The organism is Nonomuraea muscovyensis (genome assembly GCF_014207745.1).
Lineage (GTDB): Bacteria > Actinomycetota > Actinomycetes > Streptosporangiales > Streptosporangiaceae > Nonomuraea > Nonomuraea muscovyensis.
Genome location: NZ_JACHJB010000002.1, coordinates 806,458 through 822,400, shown reverse-complemented (window position 1 = coordinate 822,400; position 15,943 = coordinate 806,458). Strand labels below are relative to the sequence as shown.

The 15,943-nt window shown below is 71.1% G+C and carries 12 protein-coding genes and 1 pseudogene; 9 read left to right on the top strand and 4 right to left on the bottom strand.

Annotated elements, in window-relative coordinates; genetic code table 11:
- Positions 1–54: 54 nt before the first annotated feature.
- Both FHU36_RS20355 and FHU36_RS20350 read right to left on the bottom strand, forming a co-directional pair.
- Positions 55–330, bottom strand: a pseudogene (locus FHU36_RS20355) (zinc ribbon domain-containing protein); the annotation flags it as partial.
- 281 nt (positions 331–611) lie between these two features.
- The gene (locus FHU36_RS20350) at positions 612–1,889 is read right to left on the bottom strand and encodes a hypothetical protein (RefSeq protein ID WP_185085529.1); all 1,278 of its coding nucleotides are present in this window, start codon (positions 1,887–1,889) and stop codon (positions 612–614) included.
- 236 nt (positions 1,890–2,125) lie between these two features.
- Here FHU36_RS20350 and FHU36_RS46855 point away from each other — a divergent pair, with 236 nt between their 5' ends.
- From FHU36_RS46855 to FHU36_RS20335, 3 genes are all read left to right on the top strand, one after another.
- On the top strand, positions 2,126–2,725 hold the full coding sequence (locus FHU36_RS46855; RefSeq protein ID WP_376774171.1) for a recombinase family protein: 600 nt from the start codon (positions 2,126–2,128) through the stop codon (positions 2,723–2,725).
- A 62-nt stretch (positions 2,726–2,787) separates the two neighbouring features.
- Positions 2,788–5,064 carry a HelD family protein gene (locus FHU36_RS20340; RefSeq protein ID WP_185085528.1) on the top strand — a complete coding sequence of 759 codons (2,277 nt, stop codon included), beginning with the start codon at positions 2,788–2,790 and terminating at the stop codon, positions 5,062–5,064.
- A gap of 86 nt (positions 5,065–5,150) precedes the next feature.
- The gene (locus tag FHU36_RS20335; RefSeq protein WP_185085527.1) at positions 5,151–5,783 is read left to right on the top strand and encodes a TetR/AcrR family transcriptional regulator; all 633 of its coding nucleotides are present in this window, start codon (positions 5,151–5,153) and stop codon (positions 5,781–5,783) included.
- Between the two features lie 15 nt (positions 5,784–5,798).
- Here the strand turns inward: FHU36_RS20335 and FHU36_RS20330 are convergent, their stop codons facing one another.
- Entirely contained in the window at positions 5,799–6,266 is a 468-nt protein-coding gene (locus tag FHU36_RS20330) for a MarR family winged helix-turn-helix transcriptional regulator (RefSeq protein WP_185085526.1), read from the bottom strand.
- Positions 6,267–6,364: 98 nt separating this feature from the next.
- Between FHU36_RS20330 and FHU36_RS20325 the strand changes: the two genes are divergently transcribed.
- From FHU36_RS20325 to FHU36_RS20300, 6 genes are all read left to right on the top strand, one after another.
- On the top strand, positions 6,365–9,616 hold the full coding sequence (locus FHU36_RS20325) for an efflux RND transporter permease subunit (RefSeq protein ID WP_185085525.1): 3,252 nt from the start codon (positions 6,365–6,367) through the stop codon (positions 9,614–9,616).
- A gap of 703 nt (positions 9,617–10,319) precedes the next feature.
- A complete protein-coding gene (locus FHU36_RS20320) occupies positions 10,320–11,849 on the top strand; it encodes an alpha-N-arabinofuranosidase (protein ID WP_185085524.1) in 1,530 nt (509 codons plus the stop codon).
- 192 nt (positions 11,850–12,041) lie between these two features.
- On the top strand, positions 12,042–13,034 hold the full coding sequence (locus FHU36_RS20315; protein WP_185085523.1) for a LacI family DNA-binding transcriptional regulator: 993 nt from the start codon (positions 12,042–12,044) through the stop codon (positions 13,032–13,034).
- A gap of 221 nt (positions 13,035–13,255) precedes the next feature.
- Complete coding sequence (locus FHU36_RS20310; RefSeq protein ID WP_221496474.1) at positions 13,256–13,564, top strand: hypothetical protein; 309 nt, start codon at positions 13,256–13,258, stop codon at positions 13,562–13,564.
- Positions 13,565–13,698: 134 nt separating this feature from the next.
- The gene (locus FHU36_RS20305) at positions 13,699–14,586 is read left to right on the top strand and encodes a glycosyltransferase family 2 protein (protein ID WP_185085522.1); all 888 of its coding nucleotides are present in this window, start codon (positions 13,699–13,701) and stop codon (positions 14,584–14,586) included.
- 215 nt (positions 14,587–14,801) lie between these two features.
- Complete coding sequence (locus FHU36_RS20300) at positions 14,802–15,224, top strand: hypothetical protein (protein WP_185085521.1); 423 nt, start codon at positions 14,802–14,804, stop codon at positions 15,222–15,224.
- Positions 15,225–15,347: 123 nt separating this feature from the next.
- On the opposite strand, the gene FHU36_RS20295 is transcribed toward FHU36_RS20300, so the two are convergent.
- A complete protein-coding gene (locus tag FHU36_RS20295) occupies positions 15,348–15,908 on the bottom strand; it encodes a GNAT family N-acetyltransferase (protein WP_185085520.1) in 561 nt (186 codons plus the stop codon).
- Positions 15,909–15,943 lie beyond the last annotated feature (35 nt).

Sequence of the window (15,943 nt, the reverse complement as noted above, 5' to 3'; positions counted from 1 at the left end):
GTCGCCCGCCCAAGAGGACTCTCGTTGAGGTCTCACACCAGCTCCACAGGCGTTTCAGCTCTCCGCCAGCCCGGCGGCGAGCACGTTGCGTGCCGCGTTGACGTCCCGGTCGTGCACCTGGCCGCAGTCGCAGGTCCATGCGCGGACGTTCAGCGGCATCTCGGCTCGCATGGTTCCGCAGGCCGAGCACAGCTTGGAGGAGGGGAACCAGCGGTCCACCGCCACCAGCGTGCGGCCGTACCAGGCCGCCTTGTACTCCAGCATCGAGTGGAACTCCCGCCAGGCCGTACCCGAGACGGCGCGGGCCAGCGAACGGTTCTTGACCCGGTTGTGCATGTCGACGCCCAGGACCACCTCTTGCCGACTCTGGGAGGGGTGAACAAGCGCGCTGAGGTGGGGGCATGCTGGTCATCGTGTTCCGGCTCCTGCTCGGTGTGGGGCTCGTCGGCCGTCGCCGGCGCGGCAGGAGCGGTCAGATCGCCGGGTAGCCCCGGTGCGTTACTGCACCGGGGCCCCTCGGAACCGTGCGTGCCACTCGTCGCGGCACATCTCTGGGTGGTCGCCGCGGCCGTCGGTGAGCAGGCTGTAGCAAGCACAGATGCCCAGCTGGTTCACCCGCCCTGGTTATTGTTGGAGCCGCGGGAGAACGGGTTGAGGGCGGTCATGTCCCGGGCGGCGGACAGGTGTGTGGAGAAGTTCGGGTCCAGCCAGCCCAGGACCAGGATGATTGCCCACGCCGAGGCGACGATCGAGGCGCCGGCGTCGTAGGGCGCTGGCAGGGTCAGGCCCAGCCGGTGGGTGATGAACAGCGCGGTTAACGGCAAGGCCGCGATGACCAGGGTCCGGGTGCCGTCCAGGACACGAGCGTGCCAGGCCCTGCGTACGGTCTCCGGAGTGGTCTCCCGGACCGGGAGCTTGTCGTATTCGCCGGTCAGGACCGTGCGGAGTAGGTCACAGATCCGGGCCCGGAAGTCCTCATGGCTGGTCGTGGACGGCAGGGCGATCCACAACTGGAGATCGGTGATCGCGTGGGACGCCTCGACCGCGCGGGCGCGGACGACCGCTCGTGTCAGTTGGGTGCCGCCGAGCGCTGCCGCGGGCATCCCAGTGCGAAGCACGGACGCCGTCTTGCCCAACGCGGCCAGGATCTCCCGCCGCGCCTCGGGGGCCAGCTGCCCCCGCCGGCCGGGCTCAAGATGGGTGAGGATCATGGTCAGCTGCTCGAACAGCACCTCGGTCGGAGGAGTGCGCCCCCCACGGTCGGCCAGCCAGTTCACCGCCATCACCGGCAGCGTCGCGATCAGGATCGTCACGGCGAACGTGCCGATGCCCTGGACCGCGGACATCCACCATTCCTGCTTCAGATCCACGACCCACGCCGGGCCATCGGCGTACCGGACATACAGCGCCGCCGGGAAGCAGCCAACGGCCACGGCGGTGATCAGTGCGTCAGTCAGGCCGCCAAGGAACCGGCCACCGTCGCGTCTTTTCTCCCCCCACACCACGACCGGGATGAACAACCCGATGGCGACGACCATCCTGACGAGGTCCCACCAGTCAGTCCAGAAGAGCCCTATCAAGACAGCGAGACCACCGAAGCACATCGCCAGCAACCCCACCCCTGCCAGGACAGCCTCAATGTTCCCTCGGTGCACCGACCGGCGAGCAGCACAGACCGCCACCATCCGGTACCGGCTCCGCAACCACGCCGTCTCGACTGCCGGATCCAGCCCCCGCGCGAACAGCGGCCACGTACCGTTCAAACGCTTGGCCTTGGCGAACACCGCCACCAAATTGACGTCCGGCTCAGCCACCTGCCCGGCCGGCTGCTCCTCCTCGGCTGCGGGCACGATGGCCTCGCTAACGGTCATCTCGGCTTCCCCGGACATGGAGACCACACCCTCACAGATGCACGATCACAGCGGATAGGCTCCCCGAACTGGGCCCTGGTCCTCGGCAGAGCCGCGCACACCTCGACGGTACAAATCAGAACCCCGCCAGCACATGGTCGAGACCGGATCGTGTCGGCCTTCCGCTCCGAACGTGCCTCCAGCCGCCGGGTACGTCCGGTCCAGTGGCCGCACCGCCGGAGTGTCGGGATTAGACGGTTTCCCGACAGGCTCCTATCGATAGAACGGGGCTCCCCACCGTTCGCGCCCTGTACCGCCCCGCATTCGGCAAGATCGCCGCCAAGGCCCACCCTGGCGACACCCTCACCGTGTCGGAGCTGTTCCGGCTCTGCCGCGACCTGGTCGACATCCACTCCGTCCGCAACTGGTGCCAGGCCCGCGGCGTCGTCCTGCGCGTCCTGTCCGGCCCGCTGTCCAACTTCCACGACCCGGCCGCCGCCCGCGACATGCCAGAGGATCAGGTCCGTGCCGAGCTTTGTCATCGTGACGTTCTCGGCCCGAAGCAGGCGGCTGATCTCCTGCACCAGATCCATCCCATGAAGCGCTGTCGGTACGCGTTTGACGCGGCCGTCCTCCACGAGCAGCAGTCCGTTCGTTCCGGTGCGGCCCGGAGTCGTCTGGGTGGGGGAGGACCAGCTGTACGGCGCCGGCGCGTTGCTCGGGCTGGCCACCTCCGGCGGCATCGGCTGGCTGGTACGCGGGCACGGCGTGACCATCGACCGCCTGCGCGCGGTCGAGATGGTGCTGGCCGACGGGACGCGAGAAAGGAGGCAAAGGGCGCGGAGCGTCTTGCTCGGAACACGCCGACGGGATAAGATCATCAGCTCGACATGCGAAGTCAGCTACTACAACTCTCCCGTTAGGAGTATAGCAGCCGATGGCAAATCGTCAAGACGTACGCGCCGAGGCCCTTGACAGCGAGCAGCGTACTGTCTCAGCGCTGTACGCCAGGCTCGACCTCGCCCGGGCACGCGCCGAGGCCGCCCTGCGCGCCGCGCACGGGAGCGGCGGCGAGCTGGGCACCCGGCAGGCCCGGGTCGAACGCGAGGTGACCGCGGCCGAGCAGGCCCGCCGGCTGGCCCGGCTGCACGCCGTCGAACGCGGCCTGTGCTTCGGCCGCACCGACGACACGAGCGGCCGCACCACCTACGTCGGCCGGATCGGGCTGCGTGACGACGAGCACGAGTCGGTGCTCGTCGACTGGCGCGCCCCCGCCGCGCGCCCCTTCTACGTGGCCACGGCCGGCGCGCCCGATGGGCTGCTGCGCCGCCGCCACCTGCACCTGAAGGAGCGCAGGGTCATCGCGCTGGACGACGAGGTGTTCGATCTGGACCGGATGGACGAGGGCGACCGCCGTACCCTCGTCGGGGAGGCGGCGCTGCTGGCCGCGCTGCGGCGCGGCCGCACCGGGCGGATGGGCGACGTGGTGGCCACCATCCAGACCGAGCAGGACCGGGTGATCCGTTCCTCGCTGCAGGGGGCGCTGGTCGTACAGGGCGGGCCGGGCACCGGCAAGACGGTCGCCGCGCTGCACCGCGCCGCCTTCCTCCTCTACACCCACCGCGACACCCTGGAACGGCGTGGCGTGCTCGTGATCGGGCCGAACGCGATGTTCCTGCGCTACATCGGTCACGTGCTGCCGGCGCTGGGGGAGACCCAGGTGGTGATGGCGACGCTCGGGGAGCTGTTCCCGGGCGTGCGCGCCACGGCGGTGGACGGGCCGCGCGCCGCGCAGGTGAAGGGCGACGCCCGGATGGCCGACGTCGTCGCCGCCGCGGTGCGCGAACGGCAGCGGCTGCCCGAGGGCGACCTGCTCGTGGCGGCCGACGGTCTGACGATGCGGGTGCCACACGAGGTGTGCGCGCGGCTGCGCGAGCGGGCACGGGCCGTACGGCTGCCGCACAACATGGCGCGCAAACTGTTCGTGACCGAGTTGCTGAAGGACCTGGCGCGGGCCGAGGCGCGCGCCGTCGAGGAGTCGCTGCGCCTGGCCGAGCTCGAACTCGAGGACCCGGAGCTGGCCGGGCCCCTCGACCTGGAGGACGACCTCGACGAGGTGGACCTCGAACTGGCGAGCCGGCGGCTGTGGTCGCTGGAGCCGGTCCGGCGTGCCGTCGACGAGCTGTGGCCGGAGCTGACCCCCCAGCGGCTCGTCGGTGAGCTGCTGTCGTCCCCCGCCACGCTGCGCGCGGTCGCTCCCGACGGGCTCGACTGGGCCGCACTGGTCCGCCCGGCGGGCGCGCCGTGGACGGTGGGCGACGTCCCGCTGCTGGACGAGGCGGCCGAGCTGCTCGGCGAGGACGACTCCGCCCGGCGCGCCGCGGCCCGCGAGAGCGAGGCGGAGGAGGAGCAGGAGCGCTACGCGCGGGAGGTGCTGGTGACGACCGGCCTGCAGGAGGAGGGCGTCTTCCAGCGGGCCGACGTGCTGGCCGAGCGGCACGCCGACCCCGGCGACGGGCTGAGCACCGCGGAACGCGCGGCGGCCGACCGCACGTGGGCCTACGGGCACGTGATCGTGGACGAGGCGCAGGAACTGTCGGCGATGGCCTGGCGGATGGTCATGCGCCGGGTCCCGGCCAAGTCGCTGACGGTGGTGGGCGACATCGCGCAGACCGGCTCGGCGGCGGGCGCCCGGTCGTGGGCGCAGGTGCTGGACCCCCACCTGGCGGGCCGCTGGCGGGAGGAACGGCTGCTGGTCAACTACCGCACGCCGGCGGAGATCATGCGGGTGGCGGCCGACGTGCTGCGCGCGGTCGCCCCCGGCCAGGAGCCGCCGGAGTCCGTACGCGAGGAGGGCACGCCGCCGCGGGCCGTGCGCGGCGGCGTCGAGCGGCTGCCCGACCTGGTGGCGGAGGAGTCGGCAGCCGTCGCAGACGGCCGGGTGGGGGTGATCGCCTCCGGTGCGCGGCACCGGCAGGTGGCGGCGCTGTTCCCGGCCGACGACCTGGAGGCGCCGGTGGTGGCGCTGACGGTGACGCAGGCCAAGGGGCTGGAGTTCGACGCGGTGGTGGTGGTGGACCCGGCGGGCATCCTGGCCGGCTCGCCGATGGGCGGGCAGGACCTGTATGTGGCGATCACGCGGGCGACCAGGCGGCTGGCCGTGCTGCACGATGGCGACCTGCCGCAGGTCCTGTCGGCGCTCGCCCGGGAGTAGCATGCCTGTCTCCCGGGTGCTCCAGGGCGCAGGGGTCCCCGGGTCTCTCCCGGGGTCTTGAGGGGTCTTCAGGGTGAGGGGGCGGCATGGCGCGGGCGGGGCTGACGGCGGGCCGGCTGACGCGGGCGGCGGCGGATCTGGCCGACGAGGTCGGCTTCGAGAACGTGACGGTGTCGGCGCTGGCGCGCCGGTTCGGGGTCAAGGACGCGAGCCTGTACTCCCACGTCAAGAACCTCAACGAGCTGCGCACCAGGGTCGCGCTGCAGGCCGCGCGCGAGTTCGCCGACCGCACCGGCCCGGTGCTCGCCGGGCGGGCGGGCAAGGAGGCGCTGGTCGCCTTCGCCCGTGCCTACCGCGCCTTCGCCCGCGAGCACCCGGGCCGCTACGCCGCCACCCAGATCCAGCTCGACCCGGACGTGGTGGCGGCCCTGTGCGCCGATCCCCGCGACCCGGCTCCGGCCGACGACCTGCGCAGGGGCCGGGAGATGATCGAGCTGACGTACGCGATGCTGAGCGGCTACCGCCTGGAGGAGCCGGACCTGACCGACGCGGTGCGGCTGCTGCGCGGCACCTTCCACGGCTACGCCAGCCTGGAGGCCATCGGCGGGTTCGGCCACCCCCGCGACGTCGGCGCGTCCTGGGAACGGGCGATCGACGCCCTGCACGTCGCGCTGGAACACTGGCCCGCCGCGCCGGACCGTACCGAATCTACTTTGTAAAGGCGCTCGGCCGGGTCACGTGTGGGAGGCGTCGGGGGAGTGGAGCTCCTCGGCGACCTCGCGCAGGCGGCGGGTGACGTGGTCGAGGGCGCGCAGGGTGTCGAGGTCGAGGTGCTCCATGATCCGGCGGAAGTGCTGGAGGCCCGCGTCGTTGATCTCCTCGATGAGCCGGGTGCCGGCGGGGGTCAGCTCGACGCGGCGGACGCGGCGGTCGTTGGGGTCCTCGTGCCGGCTGACCAGGCCGTGCGAGACGAGGCGGTCGACGATGCCGGTGACCGTGCCCAGGCCGACGCCGAGGTCGTGGGCGAGGTCCTGGCCCGACACGGACCCCTTGAGCGACAGCAGCAGGACCACCTTGAGCTGCCGCATCGTCAGGTTGGAGGTGAACAGCGGTGACCGCAGATGGGCGAAGGCCCGCCCCAGTCCGCGCTGGGCCTCGGTCACTCGTCGGATCAGGTCTTCGCGCTCGTCGATCACACTCACCTCTCGTCGCCTGAGAATCTTATCAGGAAGGTCGGGTTGTCCTAAATATTCGTTAAAGGCGAAGTGTTAGGCTGAGGCGAATTCTCGGAGGGGACCTCATGACCGCATTAGCCCGGTTGAGCCTTGCCAACCGCAGTCTTGTCATCCTGGTGGCGCTCGTGCTCAGCGCGTTCGGCGCGTTCACGATCCCGCAGCTGAAACAGCAGTTGCTGCCCTCGCTGGCCTTCCCCGGCGCGTTCGTCGTGGCCTCCTACCCGGGCGCCTCCCCGGAGATCGTGGAGGACCAGGTCACCAAGCCGCTGGAGGACGCGTTCCAGGGGCTCGCCGGCATGGAGGGGATGACGTCCACCTCGAAGGAGGGCCTGGCGCAGATCCAGGTCGCCTTCGCGTTCGGCACGGACGTCGAGTCGTCGCTGAACAAGATGCAGCAGGCGCTGACCCGCGTCCCGCTGCCCGACGGCGTGGAGCCGCAGGTCGCCGCGGGCAACACCGACGACATCCCCGTGATGGTGCTGGCCGTCGGCGACGGCGGCGACCCGCGGGCGATGGCCGACAAGCTGCGCCAGATCATGCTGCCGGAGTTGCAGGGCGTCGAGGGCGTGCGCGAGGCGACGGTCACGGGCACCCGCGACGAGGTCGTGACGATCACGCCGGACCTCGGGAAGATGGTCAAGGCGGGTGTGTCGCCCACGCAGATCCCCGACGTGCTGCGGGCCAACGGCACGCCGGTGCCGGCGGGCGCGCTGACCGACGACGGCAAGTCGCTGACCGTGCAGGTCGGCACGCGCGTCGACACGGTCGCCAAGCTGAAGGACCTCTACCTGACGCCCGCCCAGCCCCAGGCCCAGCCTCAGGCCCAGGGCCAGCCGCAGGGACGGCAGCAGCCGCCCGGCCAGGCGCAGGGCGGCCAGCCGCCGACCGGTCAGGCGCCGGCCACCGCGCCGAAGCCCGTCCAGCTCGGTGACGTCGCCACGGTCGAGCGCGGCCTGGCCGAGGCCACGTCCATCACCCGTACCGACGGCAAGACCAGCCTCGGCGTGTCGGTGACGATGGAGCCCGACGGCAACGCCGTGACGATCTCGCACGCCGTGCGCGAGAAGCTGCCCGACCTGACCAGAGCGCTCGGCGACTCCTCCGACACGGCGATCGAGGTCGTCTTCGACCAGGCCCCGTACGTGGAGGAGTCGATCGAGAACCTCACCACCGAGGGCCTGCTGGGGCTGGCGTTCGCGGTGCTGGTCATCCTGGTGTTCCTGCTGTCGGTGCGCTCGACCATCGTGACCGCCGTGTCGATCCCGCTGTCGGTCGTCATCGCGCTGATCGCGCTGTGGGCGGGCGACTACTCGCTGAACATGCTGACCCTCGGCGCCATGACGATCGCCGTCGGCCGGGTGGTCGACGACTCGATCGTGGTGCTGGAGAACATCAAACGCCACCTCGGCTACGGCGAGGCCAAGCTGACGGCGATCCTGTCGGCCGTGCGCGAGGTGTCGGGCGCCGTGACGGCCTCGACGTTGACGACCGTGGCGGTGTTCGCGCCGATCGCCGTGGTCGGCGGCATGGTGGGCGAGCTGTTCGGGCCCTTCGCCATCACGGTGGCGGTGGCCCTGCTGGCGTCGCTGGTGGTGTCGCTGACCGTGGTGCCGGTGCTGGCGTACTGGTTCCTGAAGGCGCCGGACCTTACGCCGGAGCAGGCGCGCGCCCAGCGCGAGCAGGCCGAGGCCAAGGAGCTGCGCAGCCCCCTGCAGCGCGCCTACCTGCCGGTGCTGCGCTTCGCCACCCGCTTCAAGGTGGTCACGCTGGTGATCGGCCTGGTGGTGTTCGCCGGGACGATGGGCCTGGCCGGCCGCCTGGAGACGAACTTCCTCGACTCCTCCGGCCAGGACACGGTCTCGGTCAACCAGCGCATGCCGGCCGGCACCGACCTGGCCACGACCGACGCGGCGGCCAAGAAGGTCGAGGACGTGCTGGCCGGCATGGACGACGTCGAGTCCTACCAGGTGACCGTCGGCGGCGGCAACGCGCTGCAGGGCGGTTTCGGTGGCGGCGGCGGCGCGGACCGGGCCTCCTACTCGGTGACGATCAAGGAGGGTGCCGACACGCCGCGGGTGGAGCAGGCGCTGCGCGAGCGGCTGGACGGCCTGTCCGGCGTCGGCGAGGTACGCGTCGGCGCGGCCGGCGGCGGAGGCGGGTTCTCCTCCGACTCCGTCGAGGTGGTCGTGCAGGCCCCCGACGCCACGTCGCTGCAGGCTGCCGCCGACGCGGTCAAGGGCGAGATGGGCCAGGTGTCCGGGCTGCGCGACGTGACCTCCAACCTGGAGGCGAGCGCGCCCCGTATCGAGGTGCGCGTCGACCGGGAGAAGGCGGCGGCCAAGGGCCTGACCGAGGCGCAGGTCGGCCAGTCGGTGGCGCAGGCCTTCCGCGGCGCGCCGCTCGGCCAGCTCACCCTGGACGGGCGCGCCAGCGACCTGGTGATGCGGATCGGCGACGCGCCTGCGGACGTGGAGGAGATCGAGGACCTGCGGCTGCAGACCGCGACGGGCCTGGTGAAGCTGTCGTCGGTGGCCGACGTCGACGAGGTGGCGGGGCCGACGCAGGTGACGCGCGTCGACGGCGCCCGCTCCGCCACGGTGACGGCCAAGGTCACCGCCAGCGACCTGGGCAGCGTCACCCAGACGCTGACGCAGCGCCTCGACGGGCTGGAGCTGTCGGCAGGCGCCAGCTACACGATCGGCGGCGCGTCGGCCGACCAGCAGGAGGCGTTCGCCGACCTGGGCCTGGCCATGCTGGCGGCCATCGCCATCGTCTTCATGATCATGGTGGCGACGTTCCGCAGCTTCGTGCAGCCGCTGATCCTGCTGGTGTCGATCCCGTTCGCGGCCACGGGCGCGGTCGGGCTGCTGCTGGCGACGGGCACGGCCATGGGCGTGCCGGCGCTGATCGGCATGCTGATGCTCATCGGCATCGTGGTGACCAACGCGATCGTGCTGATCGACCTCATCAACCAGTACCGCGACCAGGGCATGGGCATCGTGGAGGCGGTGATCGAGGGGGGCCGGCGCAGGCTGCGGCCCATCCTGATGACCGCGATCGCCACGATCTGCGCTCTGACACCGATGGCGCTGGGCGTGACGGGGTCGGGCGGGTTCATCTCGCAGCCGCTGGCCATCGTGGTCATCGGCGGCCTGATCACCTCGACCCTGCTGACCCTGGTCCTGGTCCCGACGCTTTACACGATGGTGGAGCGGGCCAAGGAACGCCTGCGCGGCCGCCCCGACGCCGGCGCCCAGCCCCGCCAGGACGCCGACGCGGCGGCGGGGAAGGACAAGCTCGCCGGTCAGCCGGCGTGACGGAAGGAGAAGCCCTGGCGGTCCGCCAGGGCTTCTCCCCCTGGGCCATGCCCTTGGAGTGTCTCTCTGATGAGCAGATCGCCCGCTCTGGCCGCCTCCCGGAGGTCCTCGCCGAACCCGAGTGGGCCGCTCTGCTCAACCCGGTCGACCGGCGCGGCCTGACCTCCCTGTTCTGGCTGCACGTCCGTCCCTACGGTTCGTGTGGTCCCCGCGCCCGTCCAGCCGGAGCGCAGCGCCGAGGAGCTCGTCGATCCTTACCGGGTCCCTATGCCGTCGGGCAGCCCGGCTGAGCACGCCGGCCTCACCAGGCCGACCGGCCCCGGCCCCCGCAGAGATCGGCCCGGGTGCGGAGGCCACGGGCGAGCCGGTGAGGGGTTGACAGGCTCTGATGTATCGATAAAGTTGCCTCACTTTATCGGTGCGTGTACCGATAAAGTGAGATAAGTCACTCCTCCCTGGTTGCCACCAAGCCCCAGCAGCCGGTCACCTTCCAGTCCATGGCAGAAGTTCGCAGGAGGCGCAGCGCTCCTTCATCGGTTCCCTGGGTCTGAAGGGACAGATCTGTGCGACGGCGACTGGAAAGCCGGCTCCTCGCCGCCGCCGACCCGGCGCGTGCGCGCTCGGGGCTCTGCTCCGCCACGACGTCGTCGGCTGCCTGCTGTCCGTCGTAAGAGTCATTTCATCAAGAGCAAGGTATTCGCAGATGAACCACATCGTCGTGCCCGCCATCATCAACCTCGATGTCAAGGGCCCGGTGATCAGCCGGCACGTCTACGGTCATTTCGCCGAGCATCTGGGCCGATGCATCTACGGCGGGTTCTATGTGGGCGAGGACAGCGACCTGCCGAACGCCGGTGGGATCCGGCTGGACGTGGTGGACGCGCTGCGCGCCCTGAACATCCCGAACCTGCGCTGGCCGGGCGGCTGCTTCGCCGACGAGTACCACTGGAAGGACGGCATCGGTCCGAAGGACCAGCGTCCCGTCATGGTCAACACGCACTGGGGCAACGTCGAGGAGAACAACCACTTCGGCACCCACGAGTTCATGGCCCTGTGCGAGTTGCTCGGCGCCGAGCCCTACATCAGCGGCAACGTCGGTTCGGGCACGGTCCAGGAGATGAGCGACTGGGTCGAGTACCTCACCCGCGAGGGCGACTCGCCGATGGTGCGCCTGCGCAAGGCCAACGGGCGCGACGAGCCCTGGCGGGTGCGTTTTTGGGGGCTGGGCAACGAGGCGTGGGGCTGTGGCGGCCACATGACCGCCCAGCAGTACGCCGCCGAGGCGCGCCGGTACGGCACGTACTGCCGCGACCACGGCGGCAACCGGCTGTACCGCGTCGCCGCCGGGGCGAACTCCGACGACTACGCCTGGACCGAGACGCTCATGAAGACGCTGGGCGACCTGGGATGCGCGTACCGGCCTCAGCCGTTCTACCAGGCGCTCTCGCTGCACTACTACACGATCCCGGGCACCTGGGACGACAAGGGCGACGCCACGGTGTTCGACACCGACGACTACTACCGCACGATGGTCCAGGCCGCGCGCGTCGACGAACTGCTCACCGGCCACTCCACCGTCATGGACTGCTACGACCCGGGCAGGAACGTGGGCCTGGTGCTGGACGAGTGGGGCACCTGGTGGAACGTCGAGCCGGGCACGAACCCCGGCTTCCTCTACCAGCAGAACACCCTCCGCGACGCGCTGGTGGCCGGCCTGCACTTCGACATCTTCCACCGCCACGCCGGCCGCCTGGTGATGGCCAACATCGCCCAGACGGTGAACGTGCTCCAGGCCATGATCCTCACCGACCCCGACTCCGGCGCACTCGTGCTCACGCCCACCTACCACGTGTTCGAGATGAACAAGGCACACCAGGACGCGGCCTCGCTGCGGGTCGACATCCCCTCGGGCGTCCCCGGCCGCGAGGTCGGGACGGCGACGCTCAGGACCGTGTCGGTGTCGGCGAGCCGTAAGGACGGCCGTGTGCTCGTGTCGATGTCCAACCTGGACGCGGGCGAAGCTGTCGACGTCGAGCTGGACCTGCGCGGCGGCGCCGTGACCGACGTCCACGCCCGGATCCTCACCGCCGACAGGCCGCAGGCCCACAACACCCCCGAGACGCCGGACGCGGTCGCCCCGCGCACCCATCAGCAGGTCACGGCCACGGCCGCGGGGCTGCGGGTGCACCTGCCCGCCCACTCCTTCGTCACCGTGCAAGGACGCCTCGCATGACGTCGCACGAGCACATCACCATGGACGTCGGTCCCCACGGCGGTGTCGATCTCGACGCTCCGTCCTGGCCGCTCGTCACGGCAGTGATCGCCACCGATGAGCCGCGATAGGCTTGACGCGGACGGCGGCCCAGGTCAGGCGCGGTCACGCGGATCCAACCTGACGACAGAACGTGGGGCGCGCATGGTGACCATGAGCGACGTCGCCCGGCTGGCCGGGGTGTCGAAGATGACGGTCTCCAACGTGATCAACAACCGTCCCGGGGTCAGCGACCAGGTACGCCACCGCGTGCTGGAGGCCATCCGGCAGTCCGGCTACCGCGTCAACGTCTCCGCCCGGACCCTCAAGTCCGGGCGCACCGGAGTCATCGGTCTGGCCGTGCCCGAGATCGACCGCCCCTACTTCGGCCAGCTCGCCGCCCACGTGATCGACCAGGCGAGGCAGCGCGGCTTCCACGTCGCGATCGAGCAGACCGGCGCGGCGGCGGCCGGAGAGATCGACGCGATCGCCCATTCGCGCACGCTGCACTTCGACGGTTTGATCCTCAGTGCGGTCGAGCTCGACCGCACTGAGGATCAGCGGCTTCCCGACGCCGACTATCCCATCGTGATGCTCGGCGAGCAGGACTTCGGCGGCCGCTTCGACCACGTCGCCATGCCCAACGAAGAAGGCACGAAAGCGGCGACCGCCCACCTGATCGACCGGGGCTGCCGCCGAATCGCGATCATCACCGGTAACTCCCTCGACGGCGTCAACGTGGTGACGCGCCGCTATCGGGGCTATCTCGCCGCGCTCACCGAACGGGGACTCGACGCTGATCCGGCGCTGCTGTTCACCCTCGACGCGATGACCCTCGACGAGGGGCGTGCCGCGGCCCACCGCCTGGCCGATTCCGGCCGCGAGGTCGACGGCGTGGTCGCGGTGACCGACACCGTCGCCCAGGGGGTCCTCCGCGGTCTGGCCGACCGCGGCCTCCGCGTTCCCGACGACATCCGCCTCGTCGGCTTCGATGACATTCCGGAGTCGAAGTTCATGGTGCCCTCGCTGTCCACGGTGGCACCGGACCACCGATGGATGGCCGCGAAGGCCGTCGAGCTGGTGACCAGACGCGTTCGAGCTCCCCTGCGTCAGCCCGGCGAGTACACCGCCCCCTTCGAACTCCTGCTACGTGAGTCGACTCGCTGATCCGTGTCCTCGGTCCCCATCGGCCGGCACACTACTGATCTACTTTGTAAAGGCACTGGCCGTCTTCGCGCGGCTTCTTCGCTGTGACGACGGTGTCGCAAAGTCCGGGCATCGACGCGGCGGTGGATGGCCTAGGGTGGCGTTCCTCGATGGCGAGACGTCCGACTGCTGGAGTGACCTTGCGCGACACGGGCAGAACGCAGCGCCTGAAATGGGCCCTCGTGGTCACCGTGAATCTCGTGCTGGGCTTCTTCGCCGTCATCCCGCTGTGGGCGCTGTGGTTCTTCGCCGCCAACTTCCCCCTCGCCGCGATGGGGCTCACCCGGAGAGAACCGACGGAGAACGACGGAGTGTTCCCCTGGCTGGTGATCCTCGTGCCGCTGGTGGGCGGGTTCCTGGCCGCCTGGTCGCTGACCAACCTGCTGGTGTGGCGCAGGACCGGCCAGGCCGCACGCCCCTACTGGGCTGCCAGTTCGGCGGTGGTCCTGCTGCCCACGATCGCATCCATGGTCGCCGTGTCAGTCCGGTGAGCACCCGCGCCGGCAGGGGGCCTTTCCGGCGCGTTCGGGGCGACGTTCGGCTGGTGCGACGCTAGGTTGGGCCGGTTGCGAGCAGGGAAACAGCGCGCGACCACGCCGCGTCGAGCTTCACACGTCCAGGAGACATGATGCCCAGCCCGAAGGCCACCGTCGATGTGGTGGTCCTGACCATGAACGATCGGCCCGACGCGTTCCCGCGGGCGATGGACTCCCTCCTGGACCAGCAGGACGTCGACCTGCGGGTGGTCATCGTCGGCAACGGGGTCGAGCCCGACCATGTGCCCCTCGGCGTGCGCGCCGTGACGTTGCCGGTCAACGTGGGCATCCCGCAGGGCCGTAACACCGGCGCCGACGCGCTGGCCGGCCAGGACGCGGGCGAGTTCGTCTTCTTCTTCGACAACGACGCCGTCCTGCCCGAGCGGGACACGCTCGCCCGGCTCGTCGCCGAGGCCCGCCGCCGTCCCGAGGCGGCCTACATCCAGCCGCGCATCGCCGACCCGGACACCGGCGTGACACTGCGCCGCTGGGTTCCCCGCCTGCGCGCGGGCGACGCCGGCCGGCCCGGCACGATCACCGTCATGGCGGAGGGCGTGGTCCTCGTGCGCCGCGCCGACTACGAGCGGGCCGGCGGCTGGCCCGGCCACTTCTTCCTCTTCCATGAGGGCATCGACCTGAGCTGGAGGCTGTGGGACCTGGGGCGCACCGGCTGGTACGCGCCCGGCATCGTCATCCACCACCCCGCGACCGACCCCGCCCGGCACGCCGGTTTCTACCGGCTCGTCGCCCGCAACCGCGTCTGGCTCGCCTACCGCCGCCTGCCCGCCCCGCTGATCCCCTTCTACCTGGTGGCCTGGGCGCTGCTCAGCGTCGTCCGGATCCGGTCGCGCGCCAACCTCTCCGTCTGGTTCGCCGGGCTGTGGGAGGGGCTCAAGGGCGGGCACGGGCAGCGGCGGCCGATGTCCTGGAGCACCGTGGCGCGGCTCACGCGCGCCGGCCGCCCGCCGATCGTCTGAACGCCGGCCGCCCGGCAGAGGAATGTCCACGGGCCGGGAAACCCTTCGGCAATCGCGACGGTCCACCGATCCGCGGAAGCCCGGTCGCTGGGAGCATGGCGGCCATGACGCCCTTCTCCGGACAGCCCTTCTCCGGACAGCCCTTCCCCGGACCGCCCGTCCACGGACCGCCCGTCCACGGTGAGCCGTCCGCCCGCCCGGTACGTAGAGGAGACATGAGAATCTGGTTGAGCGTGATCCTCCCCGTGCTGTTGCTGGGGTCGAGCGCCGTCCTCGCGCCGCCGGCCCAGGCCGTCGCCTCCGAGACGAAGACGCTGATCACCCTGCACCGGGAGGGCGGGTTCGCGGGCTTCGACGACCGCGTGATCGTCCACACCGACGGGTGCGTGCGGCTGAGCCGCCGTTCGGGGCCGGCCGTCGACAAGTGCCTGACCGAGCAGGAGACCGGGACGCTGCGCCGGCACCTGCGGCGACTGCGTCTCGGGCGTTCGGAGGCGCAGCCGCAGGGCGCCGACTTCATCAAATACACGATCGCCTACCGCGGGCGCCGCGTCAGCCGCTACACGCTGCCCGCCTCCTGGAGCCCGGTGGTCCGCCACCTGGAGCAGATCCTCGAGAAGTACTGGGCGCCCGACTGAGCCCGTGCTGACGGGTCGGGCCGGGTCGCGCGGCCCGCGCGCCTCGGCGTCGCCCGGCTCGGCGTCGCCCGGCTCGGCGTCGCCCGGCTCGGCGTCGCCCGGCTCGGCGTCGCCGCGTCGAGGTCAGGGGGCCTGCCGGCTCGCCCGCCACTCGGGCGCGAGCACCGACCAGACCTCCATGTCGTGCCGCGTCCCCCGGTGCACGTAGCTCTGCCGCAGCACGCCGTCCCTCGTCATTCCGAGCCGCCGGGCCACGGCGACGCTGGCGGCGTTCGCCGACGAGGCGTGCCACTCCACGCGGTGGATGCCCCGCTCCTCGACCGCCCAGTCGATGATCACCCGGGTGGCCCTGGTGACCAGCCCTCGGCCGGCGGCCGAGGGCTCCAGCCAGCAGCCCGCCTCGGCGACGCCCTGCCCGACGTCCATGGTCCGGAACAGGACCCCTCCGACCAGCTTGTCGTCCGTCCATATGCCGTAGATCCGCCCGGTGTCGGCCGCGGCCTTCGCGGCGTACGACTGGAGGAACGAGCGGCTCGACGCCAGGTCGGTGACCACGTCGGCCAGCCCGACGTACCGCCCGATGAACTCCCGCCCCCGGTCCATGTGGGCCAGGAACTCCTCGTCCCGCCACGGTTCGAGGGGCCGGAGCTCCGCGCCGTCATCGCCCAGGGATACCGCGAACATCTTTCCCCCACGGTGGTGATCAGTACATGTCGCGA

Bases quoted from the DNA above. Each gene is read 5' to 3' on its own strand.
- FHU36_RS20325 (WP_185085525.1), top strand. From the start codon at position 6,365: ATGACCGCATTAGCCCGGTTGAGCCTTGCCAACCGCAGTCTTGTCATC.
- FHU36_RS20350 (WP_185085529.1), bottom strand. From the start codon at position 1,889: ATGTCCGGGGAAGCCGAGATGACCGTTAGCGAGGCCATCGTGCCCGCA.
- FHU36_RS20300 (WP_185085521.1), top strand. From the start codon at position 14,802: ATGAGAATCTGGTTGAGCGTGATCCTCCCCGTGCTGTTGCTGGGGTCG.
- FHU36_RS20305 (WP_185085522.1), top strand. From the start codon at position 13,699: ATGATGCCCAGCCCGAAGGCCACCGTCGATGTGGTGGTCCTGACCATG.
- FHU36_RS20340 (WP_185085528.1), top strand. From the start codon at position 2,788: ATGGCAAATCGTCAAGACGTACGCGCCGAGGCCCTTGACAGCGAGCAG.
- FHU36_RS20320 (WP_185085524.1), top strand. From the start codon at position 10,320: ATGAACCACATCGTCGTGCCCGCCATCATCAACCTCGATGTCAAGGGC.
- FHU36_RS20315 (WP_185085523.1), top strand. From the start codon at position 12,042: ATGAGCGACGTCGCCCGGCTGGCCGGGGTGTCGAAGATGACGGTCTCC.
- FHU36_RS20335 (WP_185085527.1), top strand. From the start codon at position 5,151: ATGGCGCGGGCGGGGCTGACGGCGGGCCGGCTGACGCGGGCGGCGGCG.
- FHU36_RS20295 (WP_185085520.1), bottom strand. From the start codon at position 15,908: ATGTTCGCGGTATCCCTGGGCGATGACGGCGCGGAGCTCCGGCCCCTC.